This window comes from Blattabacterium cuenoti STAT (genome assembly GCF_003573915.1).
In the GTDB taxonomy this organism is placed as follows: domain Bacteria; phylum Bacteroidota; class Bacteroidia; order Flavobacteriales; family Blattabacteriaceae; genus Blattabacterium; species Blattabacterium cuenoti_A.
Window position 1 is genome coordinate 285,271 of sequence record NZ_AP014608.1, and the last position, 24,141, is coordinate 309,411.

21 protein-coding genes and 2 tRNA genes are annotated in these 24,141 nt (G+C 26.0%); 12 read left to right on the forward strand and 11 right to left on the reverse strand.

Translation table 11 applies throughout. The features are described 5' to 3' along the window. Positions 1–16 precede the first annotated feature (16 nt). A complete protein-coding gene (locus STAT_RS01370; RefSeq protein WP_119305482.1) occupies positions 17–520 on the forward strand; it encodes a CvpA family protein in 504 nt (167 codons plus the stop codon). Continuing rightward, positions 510–1,514, forward strand: coding sequence for a LuxE/PaaK family acyltransferase (locus STAT_RS01375; protein WP_119305483.1), 1,005 nt, complete (start codon positions 510–512; stop codon positions 1,512–1,514). Before STAT_RS01370 ends, STAT_RS01375 begins: the two co-directional genes overlap by 11 nt. Before the next feature lie 4 nt (positions 1,515–1,518). Here the strand turns inward: STAT_RS01375 and STAT_RS01380 are convergent, their stop codons facing one another. The 3 genes from STAT_RS01380 to der form a co-directional block, all read right to left on the reverse strand. Then, a complete protein-coding gene (locus tag STAT_RS01380) occupies positions 1,519–3,819 on the reverse strand; it encodes an inorganic phosphate transporter (RefSeq protein WP_119305484.1) in 2,301 nt (766 codons plus the stop codon). An 87-nt stretch (positions 3,820–3,906) separates the two neighbouring features. After that, a complete protein-coding gene (ruvA, locus tag STAT_RS01385) occupies positions 3,907–4,512 on the reverse strand; it encodes a Holliday junction branch migration protein RuvA (protein ID WP_119305485.1) in 606 nt (201 codons plus the stop codon). Between the two features lie 52 nt (positions 4,513–4,564). After that, positions 4,565–5,893, reverse strand: a complete 1,329-nt coding sequence (der, locus tag STAT_RS01390; protein WP_119305486.1) for a ribosome biogenesis GTPase Der — start codon at positions 5,891–5,893, stop codon at positions 4,565–4,567. Between the two features lie 92 nt (positions 5,894–5,985). On the opposite strand from der, the gene trmD reads away from it, so the two are divergent. Continuing rightward, entirely contained in the window at positions 5,986–6,654 is a 669-nt protein-coding gene (trmD, locus tag STAT_RS01395; protein WP_119305833.1) for a tRNA (guanosine(37)-N1)-methyltransferase TrmD, read from the forward strand. On the opposite strand, the gene argH is transcribed toward trmD, so the two are convergent. Continuing rightward, positions 6,632–8,020, reverse strand: a complete 1,389-nt coding sequence (argH, locus tag STAT_RS01400; RefSeq protein WP_119305487.1) for an argininosuccinate lyase — start codon at positions 8,018–8,020, stop codon at positions 6,632–6,634. The genes trmD and argH overlap by 23 nt on opposite strands. 74 nt (positions 8,021–8,094) lie before the next feature. Between argH and gyrB the strand changes: the two genes are divergently transcribed. Both gyrB and STAT_RS01410 read left to right on the forward strand, forming a co-directional pair. Beyond that, positions 8,095–10,017 (forward strand): DNA topoisomerase (ATP-hydrolyzing) subunit B, encoded by a 1,923-nt coding sequence (gyrB, locus tag STAT_RS01405; protein ID WP_119305488.1) that lies wholly within the window; start codon positions 8,095–8,097, stop codon positions 10,015–10,017. Positions 10,018–10,055: 38 nt separating this feature from the next. Next, entirely contained in the window at positions 10,056–10,859 is an 804-nt protein-coding gene (locus tag STAT_RS01410) for an undecaprenyl-diphosphate phosphatase (protein ID WP_119305489.1), read from the forward strand. A gap of 157 nt (positions 10,860–11,016) precedes the next feature. Here STAT_RS01410 and rpsP read toward each other — a convergent pair whose 3' ends face one another. Then, positions 11,017–11,358, reverse strand: a complete 342-nt coding sequence (gene rpsP / locus STAT_RS01415) for a 30S ribosomal protein S16 (RefSeq protein WP_119305490.1) — start codon at positions 11,356–11,358, stop codon at positions 11,017–11,019. Positions 11,359–11,482: 124 nt separating this feature from the next. Here rpsP and STAT_RS01420 point away from each other — a divergent pair. The 4 genes from STAT_RS01420 to STAT_RS01435 all read left to right on the forward strand — a co-directional run bounded on the left by STAT_RS01420 (position 11,483) and on the right by STAT_RS01435 (position 14,200). Beyond that, positions 11,483–11,553: transfer RNA gene (locus STAT_RS01420), tRNA-Gln, on the forward strand. Positions 11,554–11,599: 46 nt separating this feature from the next. Further along, positions 11,600–12,994, forward strand: a complete 1,395-nt coding sequence (locus STAT_RS01425) for a dicarboxylate/amino acid:cation symporter (protein WP_119305491.1) — start codon at positions 11,600–11,602, stop codon at positions 12,992–12,994. 31 nt (positions 12,995–13,025) lie between these two features. Further along, positions 13,026–14,093: a diphosphomevalonate decarboxylase gene (locus STAT_RS01430; RefSeq protein WP_119305492.1), complete on the forward strand. Its 1,068-nt coding sequence runs from the start codon at positions 13,026–13,028 to the stop codon at positions 14,091–14,093. 29 nt (positions 14,094–14,122) lie between these two features. Then, a tRNA-His gene (locus STAT_RS01435) sits at positions 14,123–14,200 on the forward strand. A gap of 31 nt (positions 14,201–14,231) precedes the next feature. On the opposite strand, the gene STAT_RS01440 is transcribed toward STAT_RS01435, so the two are convergent. Next, positions 14,232–15,419 (reverse strand): pyridoxal phosphate-dependent aminotransferase, encoded by a 1,188-nt coding sequence (locus STAT_RS01440; protein ID WP_119305493.1) that lies wholly within the window; start codon positions 15,417–15,419, stop codon positions 14,232–14,234. 96 nt (positions 15,420–15,515) lie between these two features. Here STAT_RS01440 and rsmG point away from each other — a divergent pair, with 96 nt between their 5' ends. Together rsmG and STAT_RS01450 are read left to right on the forward strand one after the other, a co-directional pair. After that, on the forward strand, positions 15,516–16,136 hold the full coding sequence (rsmG, locus tag STAT_RS01445) for a 16S rRNA (guanine(527)-N(7))-methyltransferase RsmG (protein ID WP_119305834.1): 621 nt from the start codon (positions 15,516–15,518) through the stop codon (positions 16,134–16,136). A gap of 34 nt (positions 16,137–16,170) precedes the next feature. Beyond that, entirely contained in the window at positions 16,171–17,136 is a 966-nt protein-coding gene (locus STAT_RS01450; RefSeq protein WP_119305494.1) for an amidohydrolase family protein, read from the forward strand. Between the two features lies 1 nt (position 17,137). Here the strand turns inward: STAT_RS01450 and lysS are convergent, their stop codons facing one another. Beyond that, complete coding sequence (gene lysS / locus STAT_RS01455) at positions 17,138–18,673, reverse strand: lysine--tRNA ligase (RefSeq protein ID WP_119305495.1); 1,536 nt, start codon at positions 18,671–18,673, stop codon at positions 17,138–17,140. Between the two features lie 78 nt (positions 18,674–18,751). Here lysS and lipB point away from each other — a divergent pair, with 78 nt between their 5' ends. Then, the gene (lipB, locus tag STAT_RS01460; RefSeq protein WP_119305496.1) at positions 18,752–19,462 is read left to right on the forward strand and encodes a lipoyl(octanoyl) transferase LipB; all 711 of its coding nucleotides are present in this window, start codon (positions 18,752–18,754) and stop codon (positions 19,460–19,462) included. Here the strand turns inward: lipB and mtaB are convergent, their stop codons facing one another. The 4 genes from mtaB to rpe all read right to left on the reverse strand — a co-directional run bounded on the left by mtaB (position 19,463) and on the right by rpe (position 24,072). Continuing rightward, positions 19,463–20,791, reverse strand: a complete 1,329-nt coding sequence (mtaB, locus tag STAT_RS01465; RefSeq protein WP_119305497.1) for a tRNA (N(6)-L-threonylcarbamoyladenosine(37)-C(2))-methylthiotransferase MtaB — start codon at positions 20,789–20,791, stop codon at positions 19,463–19,465. A 64-nt stretch (positions 20,792–20,855) separates the two neighbouring features. Beyond that, positions 20,856–21,488: a peroxiredoxin gene (locus tag STAT_RS01470; RefSeq protein ID WP_119305498.1), complete on the reverse strand. Its 633-nt coding sequence runs from the start codon at positions 21,486–21,488 to the stop codon at positions 20,856–20,858. Between the two features lie 77 nt (positions 21,489–21,565). Then, positions 21,566–23,410: a DNA primase gene (gene dnaG / locus STAT_RS01475; protein WP_119305499.1), complete on the reverse strand. Its 1,845-nt coding sequence runs from the start codon at positions 23,408–23,410 to the stop codon at positions 21,566–21,568. Positions 23,411–23,418: 8 nt separating this feature from the next. Next, on the reverse strand, positions 23,419–24,072 hold the full coding sequence (gene rpe, locus STAT_RS01480; RefSeq protein WP_119305500.1) for a ribulose-phosphate 3-epimerase: 654 nt from the start codon (positions 24,070–24,072) through the stop codon (positions 23,419–23,421). Positions 24,073–24,141: the final 69 nt, after the last annotated feature.

Below are 24,141 nucleotides of genomic sequence, written 5' to 3' on the forward strand. Positions count from 1 at the left end.
ATATTAAAAAATAGTGATGTTAGACATAATTATTATAATTCTAGTTTTATATGGTGGATATCATGGATATCAAAAAGGATTGATTTCTCAATTTTTCATTTTTATGATATTTTTCATGTTAATTTTCAAAGGATTTTATGTTTTTGATTTTGTAAAAAAAATATTAATGGAAATTAATATAGCAAACAAAAAATCCTATATTTTTATAATATACTCTATTATAATTTCTATTTTATCTATTATTTTTATATCTTTTATAACTAAAAAAATCATAGAATTTATAATAACCATCACATGGATGAACCCTATAAATAGATTGGGAGGTGGAATATTAGGCATGATTAAATATTTTTTTTTTATTTCAATATGTATCCTTTTTTTAAAAGAAGCAAATAAAAAAATAAATCTTTTTCCTTATCATTTTTTACAAAATTCTTTTGAAAAAGAATTTCAATTTTTTTTCTATCAAAAAGAATCAATTTTTTCAAAATTAAAAAAATTATATTTTTATGAATTTTAAAAAAAAGATTTTTTCTATATCAGGAAAAAAAGAGTTTGAAAAATTGGCATGGGATATATTTCATTATCAAATAAGATGTAACAAAATTTATAAAAATTATCTTAAATTATTAGATATAAACCCATTGAAAATAAAAAATATATATAAAATTCCTTTTTTACCTATTTCTTTTTTTAAAACACATCGTATTTTAAGTAGTAAGAAAACGGATTATTTCGAAACTATTTTTACCAGCAGTGGAACTACTGGAATAAAAAGTAAACATTATGTAAAAAATTTGAGCATTTATATTGATAGTATTAGAAATAGCTTTGAATTTTTTTATGGTCCCATAGATAAATTTAAGTTTTTAGGATTTTTTCCTATAGATCGAAAAGATTCTTCTTTGATTTACATGGTAAAATATTTAATACAAAAAACCCATAAAAATGGAAGTCAATTTTTTTCTTACGCTTCTTATAAGAAAGATAGTCCCTCATTTTATAAGAAAAATGATAAAAATATTTTCATTTTTGGACTAAGTTTTTCTTTATTGGATTTTGTAGAAAAATATAATCATTTAAAACAAAATAAATGTGAAAATAAAGTCATCATTATGGAAACAGGAGGAATGAAAGGAAAAAGAAAAGAAATCATTAGAGAAGAATTACACGATATTTTAAAAAAATTTTTTTTTGTAAAGGAAATTCATTCGGAATATGGAATGACAGAACTGCTTTCTCAAGCATATGCAAAAAAAAATGGTAGATTTCAATGTCCTCCTTGGATGAAAGTATTTATAAGAGACCCCGAAGATCCCTTGATACATGTAAAAAACAATCAAATAGGAGGAATTGATATTATCGATTTATCGAATTATTTATCTTGTCCTTTTCTTTCTACTGAAGATTTGGGAAAAAAGATTAATGATAATGAATTCGAAGTCTTAGGAAGAATGGATTTTTCGGATATACGAGGATGTAATTTAATGAATCCACCACCTATTATTTATTGAGTTTTCATAAAGCTAAAAATGATGCATCTTTTTTGAATGAAATATTGGATAATGCATCATGATATAATAGAATGATTTCTTCTACTCTTTCCGTAATTTTTTTTGATTGTAAAAGAATATCTAACATCAAGAAAGTATTTTTTGTTCCATATTTATTACGAATAATTCCCATAACCTGTTGATTCATTTGTTCCTCAATTTTTTTCAAAATTTTATTTTTTATAGTATAAGAAGATTGAATTTTTTTATAGTTTTTATCTATTGTTATTTTTTTTATAATGTTAAAATATTCAATCATAAAATGTTCAAGTATTCGTAAATTTTTTTTTTGTTGATATTTTAAAGGTTTATGACTATTGATTACATGAAACAATGTATGATTTGTAATAATATCGGAAGATTCAATAATTTCTTTAGTTTTGTTATATATATGAAGATAAAGGATTCCAGCAGTTGGTTCTTGATTCTTTGTTTTTCTAATCACTTTAATTAAAGAGTTATGTATTTTCGTAAAATTTTCTTTTACTTTTAGAAAATTATTTCTACTCTCTTGAAGAGTTTTTAAATTTTCTTGAGTTATTCCTTCTATACTATTTTTGTAAATATTTTCAATATATTCAAGGATCGGGTTTAAAATTTCTAAGGTTTTGTTTAAAGTGAGATCTAAAGTTAAATTCACTATTCCAAAAAACGGTTTTTCTTTTATTTTTTGATCTTGTTTCTTAGAAGTTTTATAACTTCTGTAAATAAGAAATAAAATTAAAAAAATAAGAAAGGATAGAGCCCATTTTTTCAAAAAGTATAAAAAATAAGCCGTAATCCCTGCCATACTAAAAGCCATTAATCCTGTTAAAAACCATCCTCTTATGACTTTTAAAACTCCTGAAACTCTATAAACAGCACTTTCTCTATCCCATGCTCTATCTGAAAGAGAAGTTCCCATAGATACCATAAAAGTAACAAAAGTAGTAGATAATGGAAGTTTTTGAACTGTAGCTAGAGATATCAATATACTGGATATAGTTAAATTAGAAGAAGCTCTAATCAAATCAAAGGCTATATTTTCTTCTTTATGTATTTTTTTTTGTTTAAAGTTTTTTTCTATTTTAACTAGAAGTCTTTTAGGAAATAATTTAAAAAAATGATTTCCTAAATATAAAAAAAATCGGACAATACCTCTAGAAAAAGAATTGGATAAAAATCTTTCTGGTCCTTCATTTTGTCTACTTAAATTAATTTCTGTACTTGTAATATTTTTTGTTTTTTTGGAAAACCAAAGAGTGAGTATCATAATTATTCCTGAAAAAATTAAAACAGAAGATGGGACCTGAACATTTCCAGATAAACTTTTCATATTGAATTCTTCAGCAGGAGGACTACCAGACTCTTTCCATATATTATAAGATTGTATACTAGCTATAGGAATTCCGATAAAATTTACTAAATCATTTCCTGCAAAAGCCATAGCTAAAGAAAAAGTCCCATATAATACTACAAATTTTAATATATTATATCCTAAAGAAACAAATATTTTTGCGATAATAGTCCATGTTGAAAATAATATAAGTAAAAAAATAAAAAAATTTTTGTGAATCCATTTTATGAACTCTTGAATGAATAAGGAAAAACCTGTTAAATCTTCATCCACAAAACCCTGTAAAGTACTATGCAATCCTTTTATTATAAGAAAATAAGTCATACTACTCAATGAAATAGCACTCCATATTACTCCTACATATTTTAATCTACTTTCATATTCAAAACTAAATAAAGAACGAATAAAATAATGAATAAAAGCACCAGAAGTAAAAGAAATAATAATAGATAAAAAAATTCCTATACCAATAGTAAATGTTTTTTCAGCTTTAATATATAGAGTTAAGTGATGAAAAGGTTCATTATTAAATGGAGAAGTCATTTTTATCATGGCTATACTAAAAGCTGCACCTAATAAACAAAAAACCATAGATACTGTAGTAGAAGTGGGAAATCCTAAAGTATTAAAAATATCTAGTAAAATAACATCAGATATCATAACCGATAAAAAAATAAAAAGAATATCTGAAAAATAAAAATAAGAAGGGTCAAAAACGCCTTTTCTTGCGACTTCCATCATTCCACTCGATAAAAAAGCTCCTAATAAAATTCCTAAACTAGCAAAGATCATAATAGTTCTACGAGAAGCTACTTTAGATCCAATAGCAGAATTTAGAAAATTAACGGCATCATTAATTAAACCAACAATAAGATCAAATATAGATAAGAAAAAAAGAACCACTATAATTGAGGAATAAAAAAGTTTCATAATAATAGGTATTTATTATTGAATTCACAAAAAAAGTATATTATTCAGGTTTTTTTTTATAATAAATAGTGAGTAATTTTTATGATTTTACAATTTTTTTAAAGATTCTTTAATAAGATTTTCTACAGAAAATTCTGGATTTTCATATAAAATATTATCCAAAACTTTTTCAGACTTTTTAGGAGAAAATCCAAGTACATTTAAAGCACTTAAAGCTTCTTTTTTTATTAAAAAAGGACTATTTTCCAATAGTTTTATATTTTTTTCTTTTTTATGAAAAATTCCTTTAATAATTTTATCTTTTAGTTCTATAACAATCCTTTTAGCTATTTTTGTTCCAATTCCTTTAACTTGGTTAAATACTTTTATATCTTCTTTAGATATAGATTTTTCTATTTCATATGGAGTAAGAGAAGATAATAACATGATAGCAGAACTGGGTCCTATTCCATTTACAGAGATCAAATGAGAGAATATTTTTCTTTCTTTTTTATCAAAAAAACCGTATAAAACATATTCTTTATCTTTGATAAACAGATAAATATATACGCAAATATCTTTTCCTTCTTTTTCTATTGATAAAGAAGAATAGGTATATGAGGATATATGAATATGAAACCCGATTCCATGACAATCTATGATCAAATAAGATTTATTTTTTTCTACTAATTTCCCTCTTAAATGTGTTATCACGATATTATATATATATGATCAATTCTATTCAATAGATAATAAATTTTAAAAGCTATTTTTTTCTAAAAAAAATTTGTATAGGTACTCCTATAAAATCAAAATGAGAACGAATTTTATTTTCAACAAATCTTTTATAAGATTCTTTTATGTATTGAGGAAAATTCGAAAAAAAAATGAATTTTGGCGAATATGAAGGCAATTGAATACAATATTTTATAGTTATGAACTTATTTTTTTTCTTAGGAATAGGGGGGTTTTTTTCTAAAATTGGTAACATAATTTTATTTAAAATGTTCGTTTTTAATCTATTATTACGGTATCTTAAAACTTGATAAGCCATGGGAAGAATATTGTGCATTCCATCTTTATTTTTAGCGGATATAAAAAAAATAGGAACATTATAAAACGGATAAATCTTTTTTCTAATAAAAAATTCGTAATCTTTTTGTGTAGAAATATTTTTATCATGAAATAAATCCCATTTGTTTACAAGAATTATAATTCCTTTATGATTTTTTTTTAAAAATTGAAAAATATTCATATCCTGTTTTTCCCATCCACGATCTGCATCTATCATTAAAAAACAAATATCCGCATATTCTATTGTTTTAAACGTTCTTACGGTAGAATAAAATTCAATATTATCTATGATTTTGGATTTTTTTCTTACTCCAGGTGTATCTATTAAAATACATTTATATTTTTTTTTGTAGAATACGTCTAGACTATCTCTGGTTGTTCCCGAAATATTTGTCACAATGTGATGGTTTTTATTTAGAAAAGAGTTAATCAAAGTTGATTTTCCTACATTAGGACGTCCTACTATTGAAAAACGAGGAATCAATTCGTTTTTCAATAATTTTTCTTTTTTTTTCAATAATTCCTGTTTGAATATTTCTATTAATTTATCTAGTAATTCTCCCGTCCCACTTCCATTTATAGCTGATATATAATAATATCTTTCAAATCCTAAACGGAAAAAATCTGTATCAGAATTTATAATAGAATTACCGTTATCAACTTTATTCACAACTAATAAAATGATTTTTTTACATTTTCTTAAGATTTTAGAAATTTCTCTATCTGCATCTAATATTCCTATTTTTATATCTATTAAAAATAAAATAACATCGGATTCTTCGATCGCTACGAAAATTTGGTTTTTTACTTCTTTTTCAAGTATATCATTTGTTAAAATAGAAAAACCTCCCGTATCTATTATAGAAAACTGGACCCCATTCCATTCTGAATCTCCATAAATACGATCTCTTGTTACTCCACTTGTAACATGAACAACCGCTTTTCTTCTTCCTACAAGACGATTAAACAAAGTTGATTTTCCTACATTGGGACGTCCTATTATAGATACGATATAATTCATTTTTAATAAATTATTCACAAAGGTAGATTTTTTTCATTAGTTTCATTATTAGATTATTAGTCAAAGTGTATATTCATAAAAAAAATAATGCGTTGCGTATAGATATTGTTAGTATAGTACCTGAAATTTTTCATAGTCCTTTTTCAAATTCTATTATTAAAAGGGCTCTTCATAAAAGGTTAATTGATATTCATGTTCATGATTTACGTAAATATGGTTTAGGAAAACGAAAAAACGTAGATGATTATCCTTATGGAGGTGGATCAGGAATGGTCATTAGAATAGAACCTGTATATCAATGTTTTTCAAAGCTTTTATCAGAAAGAGATTATGACGAAAAAATTTTCATGACTCCTGATGGAAAATTATTTTCACAAAAATATGCTAAAGATTTAATTGGTAAAAAAAATATTCTTATTCTTTGTGGACGTTATAAAGGGATTGACCAAAGAATTAGAGACCACTTAATCTCTCAAGAAATATCTATTGGAAATTATATTTTATCTGGAGGAGAACTCGCTGCTGCTGTCGTTGTAGAATCTATAGTTAGATTATTACCTGGAGTAATACAAAATAAAGATTCCATTATTACAGATTCTTTTCATAAAAGAGAAGCTTTCATAGCTCCTCCCATTTACACTCGTCCAGTGATTTATAAAGGATGGTCTGTTCCAAAAATACTTTTATCTGGACATCATAAGAAAATAAAAGATTGGTTGGATAAAAAGTCCATGAAATTCAAACAAAAATCGGATTTTTAGAGAATTCGTCAAAATAGATCTTGCTATAAATTAATCGTTTTATAACTTTATCAATTTGATCAAAGTCAAATTCTTTAAGAACATCTTGCATCAAATTTTTAACTTGTAAATTACACAAATTTCCTATACTTCCTTCATGAGAATAACAACTTTTAGTAAAGGGTTTGAATGATCCATTTTGGATATCTAATCCTACTTTTTGATAAGCTTCTCTAAAAGAATATCCTTTTTCAACAACCAATTTATTCACAACTTCTACACTAAACAAATTTTTATATTTCTCATCCTGAAGGATATCTTTTTTTATTGTAATATGATTCAACATATATTGAAACATGAAAAAACATTTTTTTATTTCTTCAAAAATAGGAAGAAATCTTTCTTTAATAATTTGGAAATCTCTATGATATCCGGAACATAAATTAGAAGAAATCAAAGAAATTTCGTTAGGTAACGATGTTATTCTGTTGCATTTAGCTCGTATAATTTCAAAAACATCAGGATTTTTCTTATGAGGCATAATACTCGATCCGGTAGTAAGATGATCAGGAAAACTAATGAAATCAAAATTTTGGCTTAAGTATAAACAAATATCTTGTGCCATCTTACTTAAAGTTCTTGCCAAAGAAGCAATAGATTCTGAAACAATTCTTTCCATTTTTCCACGTCCCATTTGAGCATATACTACATTATAGTTTAAATTTTCGAATCCAAGTAAATCCGTGGTCATTTTTCGATTTAAAGGTAAAGAAGAACCATAACCTGCAGCAGAACCTAAAGGATTTTTGTTTACGATACGATATGCAGTTTGCATTAATAATAAATCATCTATTAAACTTTCTGCATATGCGGCAAACCAAAGACCAAAAGAAGAAGGCATCGCAATCTGATAATGAGTATAACCAGGCATTAATATATTTTTATGTTGTTCACTTAATTTTAATAATAAATCAAAAAAAGAAGAAGTCATGTATACGATTTCTTTGATTTCTGTACGAACAAAAAGTTTTAAATCTACCAAAACTTGATCATTTCTGGATCTCCCACTATGAACTTTTTTTCCGACCTCTCCTAAGCGATTCGTTAACAAAAATTCTATTTGAGAATGAACATCTTCTATTCCTTCTTCAATTTGAAAATTGTTTTTTAAAATTTCGTAAATATAAATATTACGCAATTCATAAATTAAAATTCTAAAATCTTTTTGATTTAATAATTCTATACTTTTCAACATAATAACATGAGCTATGGTTCCTATAACATCATGTGGCGCTAAAAATAAATCTATTTTTGAATCTTTGCTTGAAGTAAAACTTTCTATTTCTTTATTGAAACGAAAATTCGTTTTTTTTTCCCAAATTTTCACGAAATAATATTTTTTCTATCTTTGATGAATTCTAAGATATATAAATTTTATGTAAAAAATAAAATTCATGGATTATGAATAAAAAACATAATACAATTAAAGATTATACAGCAGATAGTATTCAGTCTCTTGAAGGAATCGAACATATTCGACTCAGACCTTCTATGTATATTGGAGACGTAGGAATTAGAGGTTTACACCATTTAGTTTACGAAGTTATAGACAATTCCGTAGATGAAGCTTTAGCAGGTTTTTGTAATAAAATATGGGTAACAATTCATAAAAATGGATTTATCACTGTACTTGATAATGGTAGGGGAATTCCAATAGATCTTCATAAAAAAGAAGGAATATCGGCTCTAGAAGTTGTTATGACTAAAATTGGAGCAGGGGGTAAATTTGATAAAAATTCTTATAAAGTTTCTGGAGGATTACACGGAGTAGGAATTTCTTGTGTTAACGCTCTGTCTGAAAAACTTATAGTTACAATTTATCGTAACGGAAAAATTTATCAACAAGAGTATTTTAAAGGAAAATCCCTTTACCCTGTAAAATGTTTAGGAAAAACTAATATGCGAGGAACAAAAATTTATTATCTTGCTGATCATTCCATTTTTAATTCCATTATATATCATTATGAAATTTTAGCTAATCGATTAAAAGAATTATCTTTTTTAAATAAAGGATTATCCTTATTTTTAAAAGATGAAAGAGAAAATGTAAAAGAAGAATATTTTTTTTCGAAGAATGGATTAAAAGAATACTTATCTATTTTAGATAAAAATCATGAGTCTTTAACCAAAAATGTCCTTGTTATTGAAGGAGAGAAAGATAATACAATTGTAGAAATTGCAATGCAATATAATACTTCTTTTCAAGAAAAAATTTATTCTTATGTTAACAACATTAATACTTATGAAGGAGGAACTCATCTTTCTGGTTTTAGAAGAGCATTAACAAGAACATTTAAAAAATATGTAGAAGGAATTTTATCTCATAAAATAGAATTCACTGGAGATGATTTTAGAGAAGGAATTACAGCTATTCTCTCTGTAAGAGTAATGTCTCCTCAATTTGAAGGACAAACTAAAACAAAATTAAGTAATCATGAAGTAGGAGGCGTTGTGGATAAAATTGTAGGAGATGCCTTGTATAGTTATCTAGAAGAACATCCTAGTGATAGGAAGAAAATTTTTGATAAAATTATATTATCAGCTAAAGCACGTCAAGCAGCTAAAAAAGCTCGTGAATTAATACAGAAAAAGAGTCCTATAAATAGTAGTATTTTACCTGGAAAACTATCAGATTGCTCTTTTAATAATCCAGAAAATTGTGAAATTTATTTAGTAGAAGGAGATTCTGCTGGAGGAACCGCTAAACAAGGAAGAGATAGAAATTTTCAAGCTATTTTACCTTTAAGAGGAAAAATATTAAATGTGGAAAAAGCTATACAATATAAAATATTTGAAAATGAGGAAATAAAAAATATATTTACTTCTTTAGGAGTTTCTATTGGAACAGAAGAAGATCAAAAAATGTTAAATATCAAAAAACTTAGATATAATAAAATTATTATTATGACAGATGCAGATATAGATGGAAGCCATATTTCAACTTTGATTTTAACATTATTCTTTCGTTATATGAAACCTTTAATAGAAAAAGGACATATTTATATTGCTACACCTCCACTTTATTTTATTCGAAAAGGAAATCATTCTCAATATGCTTGGAATGATCAAGAAAGAGAAGTTATTGTTAATCAATTAGGAGGAAGAAAATCTATAAATATACAACGATATAAAGGGTTAGGAGAAATGAACGCAGAACAACTTTGGGAAACAACGATGAATCCAAAAAAAAGAACTTTACGTCAAGTGAATATAGATGATGATTCGGAAGCAGATAAAATATTCTCCATTCTTATGGGAGACGAGGTCCCTCCCCGAAGAAATTTTATAGAAAAAAATGCGATACATGCAAAAATTGATGTTTAGTTAATTTGAATTAAGTAAGTAAAATAGATCATATTGTTATGAATTATATTCAATCAATCCTATTAGGGATCATTGAAGGAATTACAGAATTTTTTCCTATTTCTTCTACGGGACACATGATTCTTGCCGCTTCTGTAATGGGGATCCTAGAAAATAAAATAACGAATTTATTTCTTATTTCTGTTCAATTTGGAGCTGTTTTATCTGTAATCTTTTTATATAGAAACAAGTTTTTTTTTCAAAATTTGGATTTTTATCTCAAAATTGTTTTAGCTAGTTTTCCTGTAGGTTTATTTGGTTTTTTTTTAAACAAAATCATCAATTTTTTTTTAAATCAACCACTTATAGTTTCTTTATCTCTTTTGATAGGAGGATTAGTAATTGTGAAAGTCGAAATGCTTTATGAAAACAATTTTTATAATAGAAAAAATAATAATAGTATTACTTACTCAAAAGCTTTTGTTATTGGATTATTTCAATGTATATCTTTAATACCAGGAGTATCTAGAAGTGCAACTATCATTGTTGCTTGTATGATACAAAATGTGAATAAAATAAAAGCTATTGAATTTTCTTTTTTCTTATCTATACCTGTTATTGGAATTGCTACATGTAAAAAACTATTCGACTATTATTTTCAATTAAATTTTTTCACTTTGAAAGATTTAGAGTTATTGTTATTAGGAAATATAGTATCTTTTGTTACTGGAATAATAGCGATCAAATGTTTCATAAAATATTTAAAAAATTTTAAATTATTCGGATACTATAGAATTGTTTTAGGAGTTTTTTTTATTATTTATTGTACATTTTTTAAAAATGGAAAACTGTTGTTAGTTTAATATATATGAGGAAAAAATAAAAAATAAATAAAAATGAGATATATTAGGCATTTTAGATTCGGTTTTTTTATTTTTACAGATTTATACGAAAAAAAGAATTGAAAATTTTAAAAATTGTTCTTATACAAAATTTAGGATTTTCATGTTACTTGTTAGATTAACTTTTATATTTTTTTTTGTACCATGTATGAAATTTTATTTTGTGTTCTTCCTTAGTTAACCCCCCTTTCCTAACTCCTTCTAATAAATGTTTTTCCAATAAAACACCGTTTTTAGAAAAAATAGATTTTACCGTATCGGTAGGTTGTGCCCCTTTCATTAACCAATATACAGAATTTTGTATTTTTAAGACAGTTGAAGGAGGATCCGTATGAGGATTATAAGTACCTAATTTTTCAATAAATTTACCATCTCTAGGAGAACGAGAATCGGCTACTACTATATGATAAATAGGTTTATGTTTTTTTCCAATTTTTTTTAAACGAATTTTTACGGACATAATTTTATTAATTTATATTGAACCATTTTATGATCTTTTTTTATAGGATAGATAAGTAGTCCAAAATTAGATATAATTATCATGTTTTTGAAAAAAAAATGATATATATTTACATTTTCCCGTAAGACCCGTTGTGTAACGGTAGCACAGCAGATTTTGGTTCTGTTAGTTGGGGTTCGAGTCCCTGCGGGTCTGTTATATAATGTTAATATTGGATTGATTTGGTTTCTTTATAGAAAAAATGAGTATTGGAATGAAAATAAAAAAAGAAAAAGTTTTATTAATAGCTTTTTTAAGTGTTTTAACATATGTCTTTATTCATTTATCAAAATCTTTATTAGGATTAGATAAATTTTATCTTTGTATACTAAGATGTTTCGTGATATCAATTTTCATATTGTATTCTTTTATGAAAAAAGATTTAACTACTTGGATTTTATTATCTATTATTATAGGAATAGAAATCGGATTAGATCTTCCCAAAATCGCTGTAGAACTCAGATTTTTATCTCAAATATTTTTAAAATTAATCAAGACAATCATTGCTCCAATATTGTTTTCAACTTTAGTAGTTGGAATAGCAAGTCATTCTAATATTAAGCAATTAGGGAGCATGGGATGGAAATCCCTATTATATTTTGAAGTGGTAACAACTTTAGCTTTGTTTATTGGTCTTATTGCAATTAATATATCTCAAGCTGGGGTAGGCATTGTAATGCCTTTAGGAATTACAGATCAACAATTACCAAAAGTAGAAAGTAGATCTTGGCAAGATACAATTCTTCATGTATTTCCGGAAAATTTTATAAAATCCATATATCATGGAGATGTACTACCAATAGTAGTATTTTCCGTTATATTTGGAATATCCATGGTTTTTTTAGAAGATAAAAAACGAGGTCCTATATTATTGTTTGCAGAAAGTCTTTCAGAAATCATGTTTAAATTTACCAAAATTATTATGTATTTTGCTCCTATAGGAGTCGGATCTGCTATTGCTTATACAGTAGGACATATGGGATTGGATATTTTATATAATTTATTTCAATTGTTATTGACTCTTTATGTTGCTTTACTGATTTTTTTGATAATTGTTTTATTTCCTATTCTTTTGTGGATTAAAGTTCCTTTAAAAGGTTTTGTAAAAGCATTAACTGAACCCGTATCACTTGCGTTTGCAACTACAAGTTCAGAATCCGCTTTGCCTCTACTTATGGAAAATTTAGAAAAATTAGGTATTCCCAGAAAAATTATAGCTTTTGTGATTCCTACGGGTTATAGTTTTAACTTAGATGGGACTACTCTTTATTTATCTTTAGCAACTGTTTTTGTCGCACAAGCTTCTGGAATTCCTTTGAGTTTTAGTCAACAGATCCTTATAGGACTTACGTTGATTTTGACTAGTAAAGGAGTGGCTGGAGTTCCTAGAGCATCTTTAGTCATTCTTTTAGCTACTGTGTCTTCTTTTGGATTGCCAAATTGGCCTATATTAGCCATTATAGGAATAGATGAGTTAATGGATATGGCTAGAACTACCGTAAATGTTATAGGAAATGGATTAGCAAGTTGTGTTATAGCTCGTTCTGAAGGAGAATTGGATGAAAAAAAAATGTTAGATTATATTAATAAAAAATAAAAAAAGTAAATCAAATAAAAATAATTCTTAATTGAATTTTGAAAAAAAATTTTTTTTCTATAAAAAAAAACAATTTTCTATAGCCAAAAATGGGGTGGTCACAAGCAAAAGTCATTCCAATATTGCTCTAATTAAATACTGGGGAAAACAGAATAATAAAATTCAAATTCCGTTGAATTCTTCTATTAGTTATTCTTTAGGAAAAGTATATACCGTTACACGATTAATTTATCAAGAGAAAAAAAATAAAAAATTATCTATAAGAATTTTTTTTTCAGGAAAAGAAAAAACTAGTTTTCTTCCAAAAATTTTAGAATTTTTTCATAGGATTTCATTTTATTGTTCCTATTTACGGAATTGGAATTTTATTATAGAAACCTATAATAATTTTCCACATAGTAGTGGGATAGCTTCTTCTGCTTCTTCCATGAGTGCTTTAGCATTATGTATCATGAAAATAGAAAAAGAATTAGTTTCCTCTTTAAAAGAAGATTTTTTTTTCGAAAAAGCTTCTTTTTTAGCCAGATTAGGTTCTGGAAGTGCTTGTAGGTCCATTTATCCTGGACTTGTTGTTTGGGGTTATCATAAATCTATAAAAGGAAGTAATAATCTTTATGCTATACCATATCCATATGAAGTACATTCCATTTTTACAAAAATAGAAAATACTATTTTAATCATAGATGATAATCCTAAAAAAATATTGAGTTCAAAAGGACATCAATTAATGAATAATCATCCTTATGCTAGAGAAAGATTGAAATGTGCTAATCAAAATATGAATAGACTTATATCTATATTAAAAATAGGAGATTTTAAAAAATTTGGAGAATTAATAGAACATGAAGCTTTAACTCTTCATGCTATGATCATGACCTCTTATCCCTATTTTTTATGGATGAAACCAAATACTCTGAACGTAATTCAAACGGTATGGGATTTTAGAAAACATAGCAATAAGAATATCTATTTTACATTAGATGCCGGTGCCAATGTTCATCTTTTATATCCTATTCAAGAAAAAAAATTCATCCTAAAATGGATATATAGTGATTTATTTTTTTTTTGCAAAAAAATTATAGAGAGTTTTTGTTGGTAGAATTTAATTATATTTGTGTTTTCATTTTGGTGGACGTAGCTCAGTTGGTTTAGAGCATCAGATTGTGGTTCTGAGGGTCGCCGGTTCGAATCCGGTCGTCCACCCCAATGATTTTTAATTATTATTTGTTCTATATAATTAATTTAATACCTTCTTGATTCTTGTAAAGGCTTCTATGATTTTATTATCTGATGAAGCATAAGAAATTCGTATACATTCATTATTTCCAAAAGCATTTCCACTAACAGTAGCTACTTTAGCTTTTTCAAGTAAAAATTCAGAAAATTCATGTGAATTATGAATCGTTTTTCCATGTAATTTTTTTCCAAAAAAATCTGAAATTTTTGGAAAAATGTAAAAAGCTCCATTCGGTTTATAAAATTGAAGTCCATTAATTTCTTTTATCATTTCCAAAACTAAATCTCTCCTTTTTTTAAATTCTTTAATCATATATTCTATTTTATTGGGATGAGTTGATAATGCAGTAATAGCCGCTATCTGCGCAATAGAATTGGCACAAGATGTCATTTGTCCTTGTATTTTTTCACAAGATTGAGCAATCCATTCTGGAGCTCCTATATATCCAATTCTCCAACCTGTCATTGAAAAAGCCTTGGATAATCCATTTACTGTGATTACTTGATGATAAATATCAGAAAATCCAGCAATACTAGTATGTTTTCCTGAATAACAGATGTGTTCATAGATTTCATCAGAAAGAATCATAATTTTTGGATATTTTTTAATAATTTCAGATAAATCTTTTAATTCTTTATAAGAATAAATACTTCCGGTAGGATTACAAGGAGTACTGAAAATAAATAATTTTGTTTTAGATGTAATAGCGTTTTCTAATTGTTCTGGATTAATCTTAAAATTTTTATCCATAAATGTTGGAATTATAACAGGACAAGATTCACAAATATTTACCATTTGTAAATAACTAACCCAATAAGGAGCAGGAATAATCACTTCGTCATCCTTATTCAACAAAGATAAAAGAACATTCATTATAGCTTGTTTTGCTCCATTAGAAACTACAATTTGAGAAGGTGTATACTGTAAATAATTATCACGGTAGAATTTTTCACATATTACTTTTTTTAGTTCTAAATATCCGGATACGGGAGTATAATGGTGATATCCTTCATCTATAGCTTTTTTTGCAGCGGATAAAACAAAATTAGGAGGATTAAAATCAGGTTCACCTAAACTCAAATTTATAACATCATAACCTTTATTTTTTAATTCTCTTGCTTTAGATGACATAGCTATAGTTTGTGAATAAGAAAGGTTCTGTAACCGAAGGGATAATTTATTTTTCATATAAAAAATAATATTTATTGGAATTCATTATTTGAAATGATTACAAATCTAAATAAATTTACAACCAAATTTATTTATCCATTAATAAATAATAATATGGAATTAATTAAAAAATATTTTCCAAATCTATTGAATGAACAAATCTATAAATTATCTTCTTTAAAAAATTTATATGCATATTGGAATTCATATGTAAATCTAGTTTCTAGAAAAACATTTCATGATTTTTATCAACAACACGTCCTTTTTTGTTTAGGAATTGCTAAAGTATTTTCTTTTTATCCTGGATCATGTGTTATGGATTTAGGAACAGGAGGGGGGTTTCCTGGAATTCCTTTATCCATAGTTTTTCCCCATACAAAATTTATATTAGTGGATTCTATTAGAAAAAAAATTAAAATTATAGAAAAAATTATATATCATCTTCATTTAAAAAATACATATCCTATTTGGATACGTGCAGAAAAATTAGAAAATAAATTTGATTTTGTAGTTACTAGAGCAGTAAATAAAATAGATATCATCCATAATTGGATAAAAGATAAATTTAAATATAAATCCAATTCTAGAATCCAAAATGGAGCTTTATATATAAAAGGAGGAAATCTTTATGATGAATTAAAAAAATTTCCTCATGCAGTAGCATATCCTTTAAATCATTATTTTAAAGAACCATTTTTTATCAAAAAAAAAGTGATTTGGATTTCCAATATTTAATTAATTAATAATAGAAACTGATTAAAATTATAAAATGAATCCTAAAAAAATTTTTTTAGAAAAAGTAAAACAAAAAGGAGGATGGGTAAATGCTCATTCTCATTTAGATAGGGCATATACTCTTACAAAAAAAAATTTCAAATATTCTTATTTTCCTCTTAAAAAAAAATGGTATCTAGTTGATGAAATGAAATATTTAGCTACAGAAGAGGAGATTTATATACGTATGGAAAAAGCTTTAGAATATTTTTTAATGCAAGGGACACAAGCTTTATGTTCTTTTATTGATGTTGATGAAATTATTGAAGATAGAGCCTTAAAAGCCGCTAAGAAATTGAAAAATAATTATGGAAATTCTATTCGTATTTGTTTTGCTAATCAAGTACTTAAAGGAGTATTGGATAAAAAGTCAAAATATTGGTTCGACCAATCTATAGAATTTGTAGATATTATTGGTGGATTACCCGCTACAGATCCTGGAAAAGAAGATGAACATATAGATGTTTTATTCCAAACAGCTAAAAAAAAAGGAAAAATTCTACATGTACATGTAGATCAATTTAATACTAGTGAGGAAAAAGAAACTGAAAAATTAGCAAAAAAAACAATTGAACATGGAATGCAAGGAAAGGTAGTAGCTATTCATAGTGTTTCTTTAGCGGCACATGATAGAGATTATCGCTATAAAATATATAAATTAATGAGGAAAGCAGGTTTAATGGTAATATCTTGTCCCATTGCTTGGATTGATCATACTAGAAGTGAACGTTTAACTCCTAGCCATAATTCTATCACTCCAGTAGATGAAATGGTTCCTGAAGGAATTATAGTAGCTTTTGGAACAGATAACATTTGTGATATATATAAACCTTTTTCTGATGGAAATTTATGGATAGAACTAAGAGTGATGTTGGAAGCGTGTCATTATTATGATATAGATCATTTAGTAAAAATTTCTACAATAAATGGATTAAAAGTATTAGGATTATTAGAGAAATAATTTATTTTTTTCCTTTTTTTTCTGGACGCATTTGTGGAAAAAGTAAAACTTCTTGAATTGATTTTTTTTGAGTTAGTAACATTACTAAACGATCTATTCCAATTCCAACTCCTGCGGTAGGAGGCATACCGAATTCTAAAGCACGTATGAAATCTACATCAATAGATATTGATTCGTCTTTTATATTTTTTTCGGACACCTTTATTTGTTCTCGTAAACGATCGAGTTGATCGATGGGGTCATTAAGTTCTGAATAAGCATTAGCAATTTCTTTACCATTGATAATAAGTTCAAATCGTTCTGATAAATTTTCTTTATAACGGTGTCTCTTTGTTAAAGGACTCATTTCTACAGGATGATCAATAATAAAAGTAGGATTTATATAATTTTTTTCGCATTTTTCTTCAAAAATATTCTCAATAAGCTTAGCTCTACTCATTTTTATATTTTCTTCTATATGCAATTTTTGACAAATTTTTCTTAAATCTTCCTTTTTCATCTTTTTAAGATCAAAACCGGTATATTTCTTAATAGAATCCAATATAGGGATACGAGGAAAAGGAGTTTTAAAACTAATATGATAATTTTCTTCTTTTTGAAATTTATTAAAGATACATTTAACCAATTTTTCTGTAAAATTCATCATCCAATAATAATCTTTATAAGCGACATAAAGTTCTAATACAGTAAATTCTGGATTATGAATACGATCCATTCCCTCATTTCTGAAATTTCTAGAAAATTCATATACACCATGAAATCCACCAACAATCAATCTTTTCAAATAAAGTTCATTAGATATCCGTAAATACAATGGAATTCCAAGTGTATTATGATATGTTTCAAAAGGACGAGCTATAGCTCCTCCAGGAATGGGTTGTAAAACAGGAGTATCTACTTCTATATATCCTTTTTTATCCAAAAAAGATCTTATTTTTTGTATGATACGAGTTCGTTTTAAAAAAAATTCTTTTACATGATCATTAACAATGAGATCTACATAACGCATACGATAACGTTGTTCTGTATTGGAAAAAGCGTCATATATTTTTTTATTTTTTTTATCCATTTTTACTTGTGGTAAAGGACGAATAGATTTGGATAATAGAGTAATATGATGAACATGTATAGTCATTTCATTCATTTTTGTCTTAAATAAAAATCCTTTTATTCCAATAATGTCTCCTATATCTATAAGTTTTTTTAAAAATATATTGTAAGTATCCTCTTTTTTCATATTCAAAGATGAAAACAAATGATCTTGAGTAAAGTATATTTGCATTCTCCCCGTATGATCTTTAATTTCTCCAAAAGAAGCTTTTCCTAAAACTCGTAAACGCATTAACCGTCCAGCTATGCTTATAGTTTCTTTTTCCGTAAAATTTTTTTGTATATTACAAATAGTATTCGTTACAACATATTCTTCAGATGGATAAGGATTGATTCCCAATAATTTTAGTTGATCCAATTTTTTTCTTCGTTGAATTTGTTGTTCTGATAAATCGCTTACAGACTGATTTTTGTGGATGTTCTCCATACGAAACGAACGAATTGAATAAAACGAAAGGATAAAGGTACATTTGTTTTTTTTTATTATGGAAATTTTTCAAAAACTATGAAAAAAAAAATACTTTTTTTCGAAGATTTAGGAAAAAAAGAATATCAAGAAACTTGGAAATATCAGAAAAGATTATTTGATGAAATTATACGAAAAAAAATAAATGGTATTTCTGATGAAAAAGCAGGATATTTTCTGTTAGTAGAACATCCTCATGTATATACTATAGGAAAGAATGGAAAAAAAGATAAACATTTATTAGTTTCATTAGATTTTTTAAAAAAAATAGATATTTCTTTTTATCAAACAGATAGAGGAGGACAGATTACTTACCATGGCCCTGGACAGTTGATAGGATATCCCATTTTAAATATGGATTATTTTTTTACGGATATTCATAGATATCTTCGTCTTTTAGAAGAAGTAATTATCCATTTTTTATGGAAAAATTATAAAATTAAGGGAGAACGGAAAAAAGGAAAAACAGGTATTTGGTTTAATGTAAAAAACGGAAAATCCAGAAAAATATGTGCAATAGGTATTAGAATGAGTCGTTGGGTAACGATGCATGGATTTGCTTTAAATGTAAATACAGATTTACAGTATTTTAATCATATTATTCCTTGTGGAATTTATAATCAAGAAGTGACTTCTTTAAAAAAAGAATTGAAAAAAAATGATATTTCTTTTCAAGAGGTAAAACATATGGTAAAAAAATCTTTTCAAGAAATTTTTGATGTAGAATTTGTAAACATGCCAAAATTTTAATTAATTATTTATTGGTTCTGCAATCATGATTCCATCCTTATCATCTACTTTTGTAATTAATACATCTTGTAATGTATTTTCATAAAAGATAGAAGATGAATTTAATGGTATCTTAGTTCGAATATAATTTTCTGTATATCCATATAAATATTTTTTATGGTTTCCCGAATTTTTTTCGAATAAAACGGTTTTTTTAGTATTAATTTGCTTTTGACAAAAAAAACGATATTTTTTATTTGAAAGCCCTCTCAAAATTTGATTACGTTTCCATTGGATTTTTTTAGATATATTTTCCTGTATCATCATACTGGATTTTGTATTGGGTCTAGTAGAATAGGAAAATATATGTAAAGATGAAATTTCTAATTTTTTCAAAAAATGATAAGTTTCCAAAAAATGTTTGTGTTTTTCCCCAGGAAAACCAACAATAATATCTGAACCTATATAAGCATATGGCATTAAAGATCGAATTTTTTTTACTTTTTCTTGATAAAGTTCTCGTCTGTAACGTCTATGCATTTTCATTAAAATCTTATTACTTCCAGATTGTAAAGGGATATGAAAATGAGGAACAAAATGTTTGCTTTTAGATAAAAAATCGATACATTCATTTTGAAGCAAATTAGGCTCTATAGAGGATAAACGAATTCTTACTTTTTCTTGTATTTGATCTATAGCTTCTATTAAATCAAAAAATCGTAAATTTTTTCCGTATATATTTTTTTCACCATAGTCTCCTATATTTACTCCTGTCAACACAATCTCTTTTACCCCTTTGGTAAAAAGAAATCTAATATTTTTCAATATATTTTTTATACTCTCGGAACGAGAAGGCCCTCTTGACATAGGGATGATGCAATAACTGCACTTATAATCACATCCATCCTGTATTTTTAAAAAGGAACGGGTTCTATCTCCAACAGAAAACGATGAAAAATAAGTTTTTTTAGAGATAATTTTTGCATAATATTTTTGTTTCAAAAACAATCCTCGATTAAGATAATCTACAATTTTAAATTTTTCTTCATAACCTAAAACAAGGTCTATTCCTGTAATAGAAGATACTTTTTTAGGATTAAATTGAGCATAACATCCTATTGCTACAATAAAAGCTTTTGAATTTATCTTCATAGTAGAACGTACAATATGCTGAAATTCAATTTCAGCATTTTTTGTAACAGAACAACTATTTATCACATAAATATCCGCATAACTTTTGAAAGGAACTTGTTGATAATCTAAAATAGAAAATTTTCTTGCTATGGTAGAAGTCTCTGCGTAATTAAGTTTACAGCCCATGGTATAAAATGCTACTTTTTTTCTCACCATTTCTTTTTATCTATTTTTTATTTGATCAGATACAGATATATTTTTCTATCCTAATCAACCTAACTTAAGATGAAAAATAATCTTCAATTCCACTATGGTTAGCTCTTAACGCTTTTTTCCCTTTTTTCCAATTTGCAGGACATACCTCTCCACTTTTTTCGTGATATTGAAGAGAATCTATCATACGAATAGCTTCATGTACATTTCTACCTAAAGGTAGATCATTAATTAAAAGATGTCTAATGATTCCTTCTTGATCTATTAAAAATAATCCTCTATAAGCAATCAATTCTCCCGTAGCTTTCCATTCTTCATCATTATTATTGAAAATCCAATTTCCAGACAATACTCCATAATTATGAGATATAGTCTTATTGATATCAGAAACAATAGGATAAGTTACTCCATGGATACCCCCTTTTTCTTTTGGCATCTGCAGCCAAGTCCAATGAGATTGTTCTGTATCCGTAGATATAGCAATAATTTGTACATTTCTCATTTCAAAATCCTGAATTTTTTCTTGAAATGCATATATCTCTGTAGGACAAACAAAAGTAAAATCTTTAGGGTAAAAAAAAAGTAGAACATACTTCCTTCCTTTAAATTGTTCCAAAGTAAAATTGGAGACAATATCTTTTCCATTTAATACCGCATTAGCCGTAAAATTTGGCGCTTTTTTTGATATTAACGTATTCATTGTTTTTCATGTTTATATGCACGAATTTACCAAAACTTAAAAAAATAAAAAAATAATTTTTTCTGTAAAAAAAAGAATCACACATATCTATGTAACTTTTTATGAAGTTCATTTTTTATATTTGTTAAATGCATAATTTTTTTTATGAAAGATTTTTTATCCTTATTTTTTTTTAGATCATTCTTGTAATGCATGATTTCTTTTTGAATCAATTTAGAAATAAATAAGGATTTACATCTCAATAAAACATCATTAATGTATTGATTCATCCTCTCTTTTTTGGAAGGAATTTGTATTCCTTTTTTATCCCATTTAGATAATGAATAATAAAATTTTGGTTTTTTTTTATCCAAAAATTGAGATAAATTTTTTTTTTTGCTTTGTAAGCAAATTTGATAGAAAATATCTTGATTTTTTTTCAAAGAAAAACGGAAATTCCAGTATTTAAAAATACGCAATACTTCTTCTAAAATTGTTGTATTGTTTTTTCTTTTTATGATTTGATTTCCATGATTTAAAATTAACTGAATCAATTCTTCTTCAATAAGAAGAAAAGTATTTTTTTTTAAAAAAAACGTTGATTCTTTCTTAACTTGAACTGTACTAGATTTCTGTACGTATTTTTCGTTGATTTCTTTCAATTCAGAAATCAAAATTTTTTTACGAATATTTAGTACTTTGGAAGCTTCTTGTAGGTATAATTCCTTTTGAAGAGCATTGGGAATTTTTGAAATACTATTCAAAATGTTTTTCACTAAAAATGATTTTTTTATGGGATCATTTTTATGAAATTTTTCATATATTTTTTGCTTAAAAGAAATAAAGTTGTAACTATTTTTTGCTACAAAATCTCTAAATTGAGAAAAAGAATATTTTTTGGATATCAAATCTGGATCTTCTCCATTAGAAATAAATAATATACGTAAATTTATTCCTTGTTCTAGCATCATATTAATTCCTCTTAAAGAGGCTTTAATCCCAGAACGATCTCCATCATAAAAAAGAACAATATTTTTTGTAAATTTTTTGATCAATAGTATTTGAGATACGGTAAGTGAAATACCAGAAGAAGAAACGACATTCTTAATTCCATACTGATGTAAAGAAATAACATCTGTATATCCTTCTACTAAATAACAAAAATTTTCTTTTAGAATATTTTTTTTAGCTTGAAACAAGCCATACAAAATTTTACTTTTTTGAAAGATATTGCTTTCTGATGAATTGACATATTTATATTTAGTGGAAGATATAGTATCAATATTCCTACCTCCAAAACCTATAACTTTTCCTGATAAATTATGTATTGGAAACATTACACGTTGACGAAAACAATCAAAAAAATAATTGGATTTTTTAAAAACCGTTATTCCTGATTTTTTTATATCCCGTATTTTAAATCCTTGTTTTAATACGCTTATCGTAAGTAATTTCCAAGAAATCGGTGCATAACCCAATTCGAATTTTTGAATAATTTTTATATTAAACCCCCTTTTATGAATAAAATAATTCAATCCATTTTTTTGTCCTTCTTTTGTATAATGTAATTGATAAATAAAAAAACGTTTTGCATAATCTTGTATTAAGTATAATTTTTCATATTCTTTTTCTTTTTCTTGATTATTATTATTTATATCATCAATTTTGATATCATATTTCTTAGCAAGAAAACGTAATGATTCCTCATAAGTAAAACGTTCATGTTCCATAAGAAAAGTTATAAGATTACCTCCTTTTCCAGAGCTAAAATCTTTCCATATTTTTTTTGTAGAAGAAACTATAAAAGAAGGTATTTTTTCATTAGAAAAAGGACTTAATCCTCTATAATTAACCCCGCTTTTTTTTAATTCTACAAAATTTCCAATCACATCTTCTATACAAGAAACAGAAAGTATTTTTTTTATAGTTTCTTTAGAGATCATAATAATATTTAATATCCTAATTTCATTCTATGAATAATTTCTTTTGGATTAGAATCCGAAAAAATAGTAGTTCCTACCACTAATATATCTGCTCCATTTTGAAATAATAAAGAAGAATTTTCTAAATTTATTCCTCCATCTACTTCTATAAGAGCGGAAGAATCTGTTTTTAAGATTAAATTCTTAATATCTTCTAATTTTTGATATGTTTTTTGAATGAATTTTTGTCCGCTATAACCAGGGTTTACACTCATCAATAAAACAAAATCTATATCATTGATAATATCTTGTAAAAGAAAAACTGGAGTATGTGGATTCACAGCTACACCTACTTTCATTCCATTTTTTTTAATAGAAAAAATTGTTTTGTTTAAATGAATGCAAGCTTCATAATGAATATGTAAATGATCAGCTCCACAAGCTTTTAACTGTTCTATATATTGTTCCGGTTGCAATATCATTAAATGTACATCCATAGGTTTATGTGCATATTTTTTTACATATTTGGTAAATAAAAACCCAAAAGAAATATTGGAAACAAAAGAAGAATCCATTATATCTATATGAAACCAGTCTGCCTCACTTTTATTCAACATTTCTATATCACGATATAAAAAAGCTAAATTGGATGAAAGTAAGGATGGAGCTATAATTTTTCTCATATTTTTATTAAAATTATTAAAAGTAAACTAAGATTAGTTAGTTATTAAAATTTTTATAATAAGTCTATT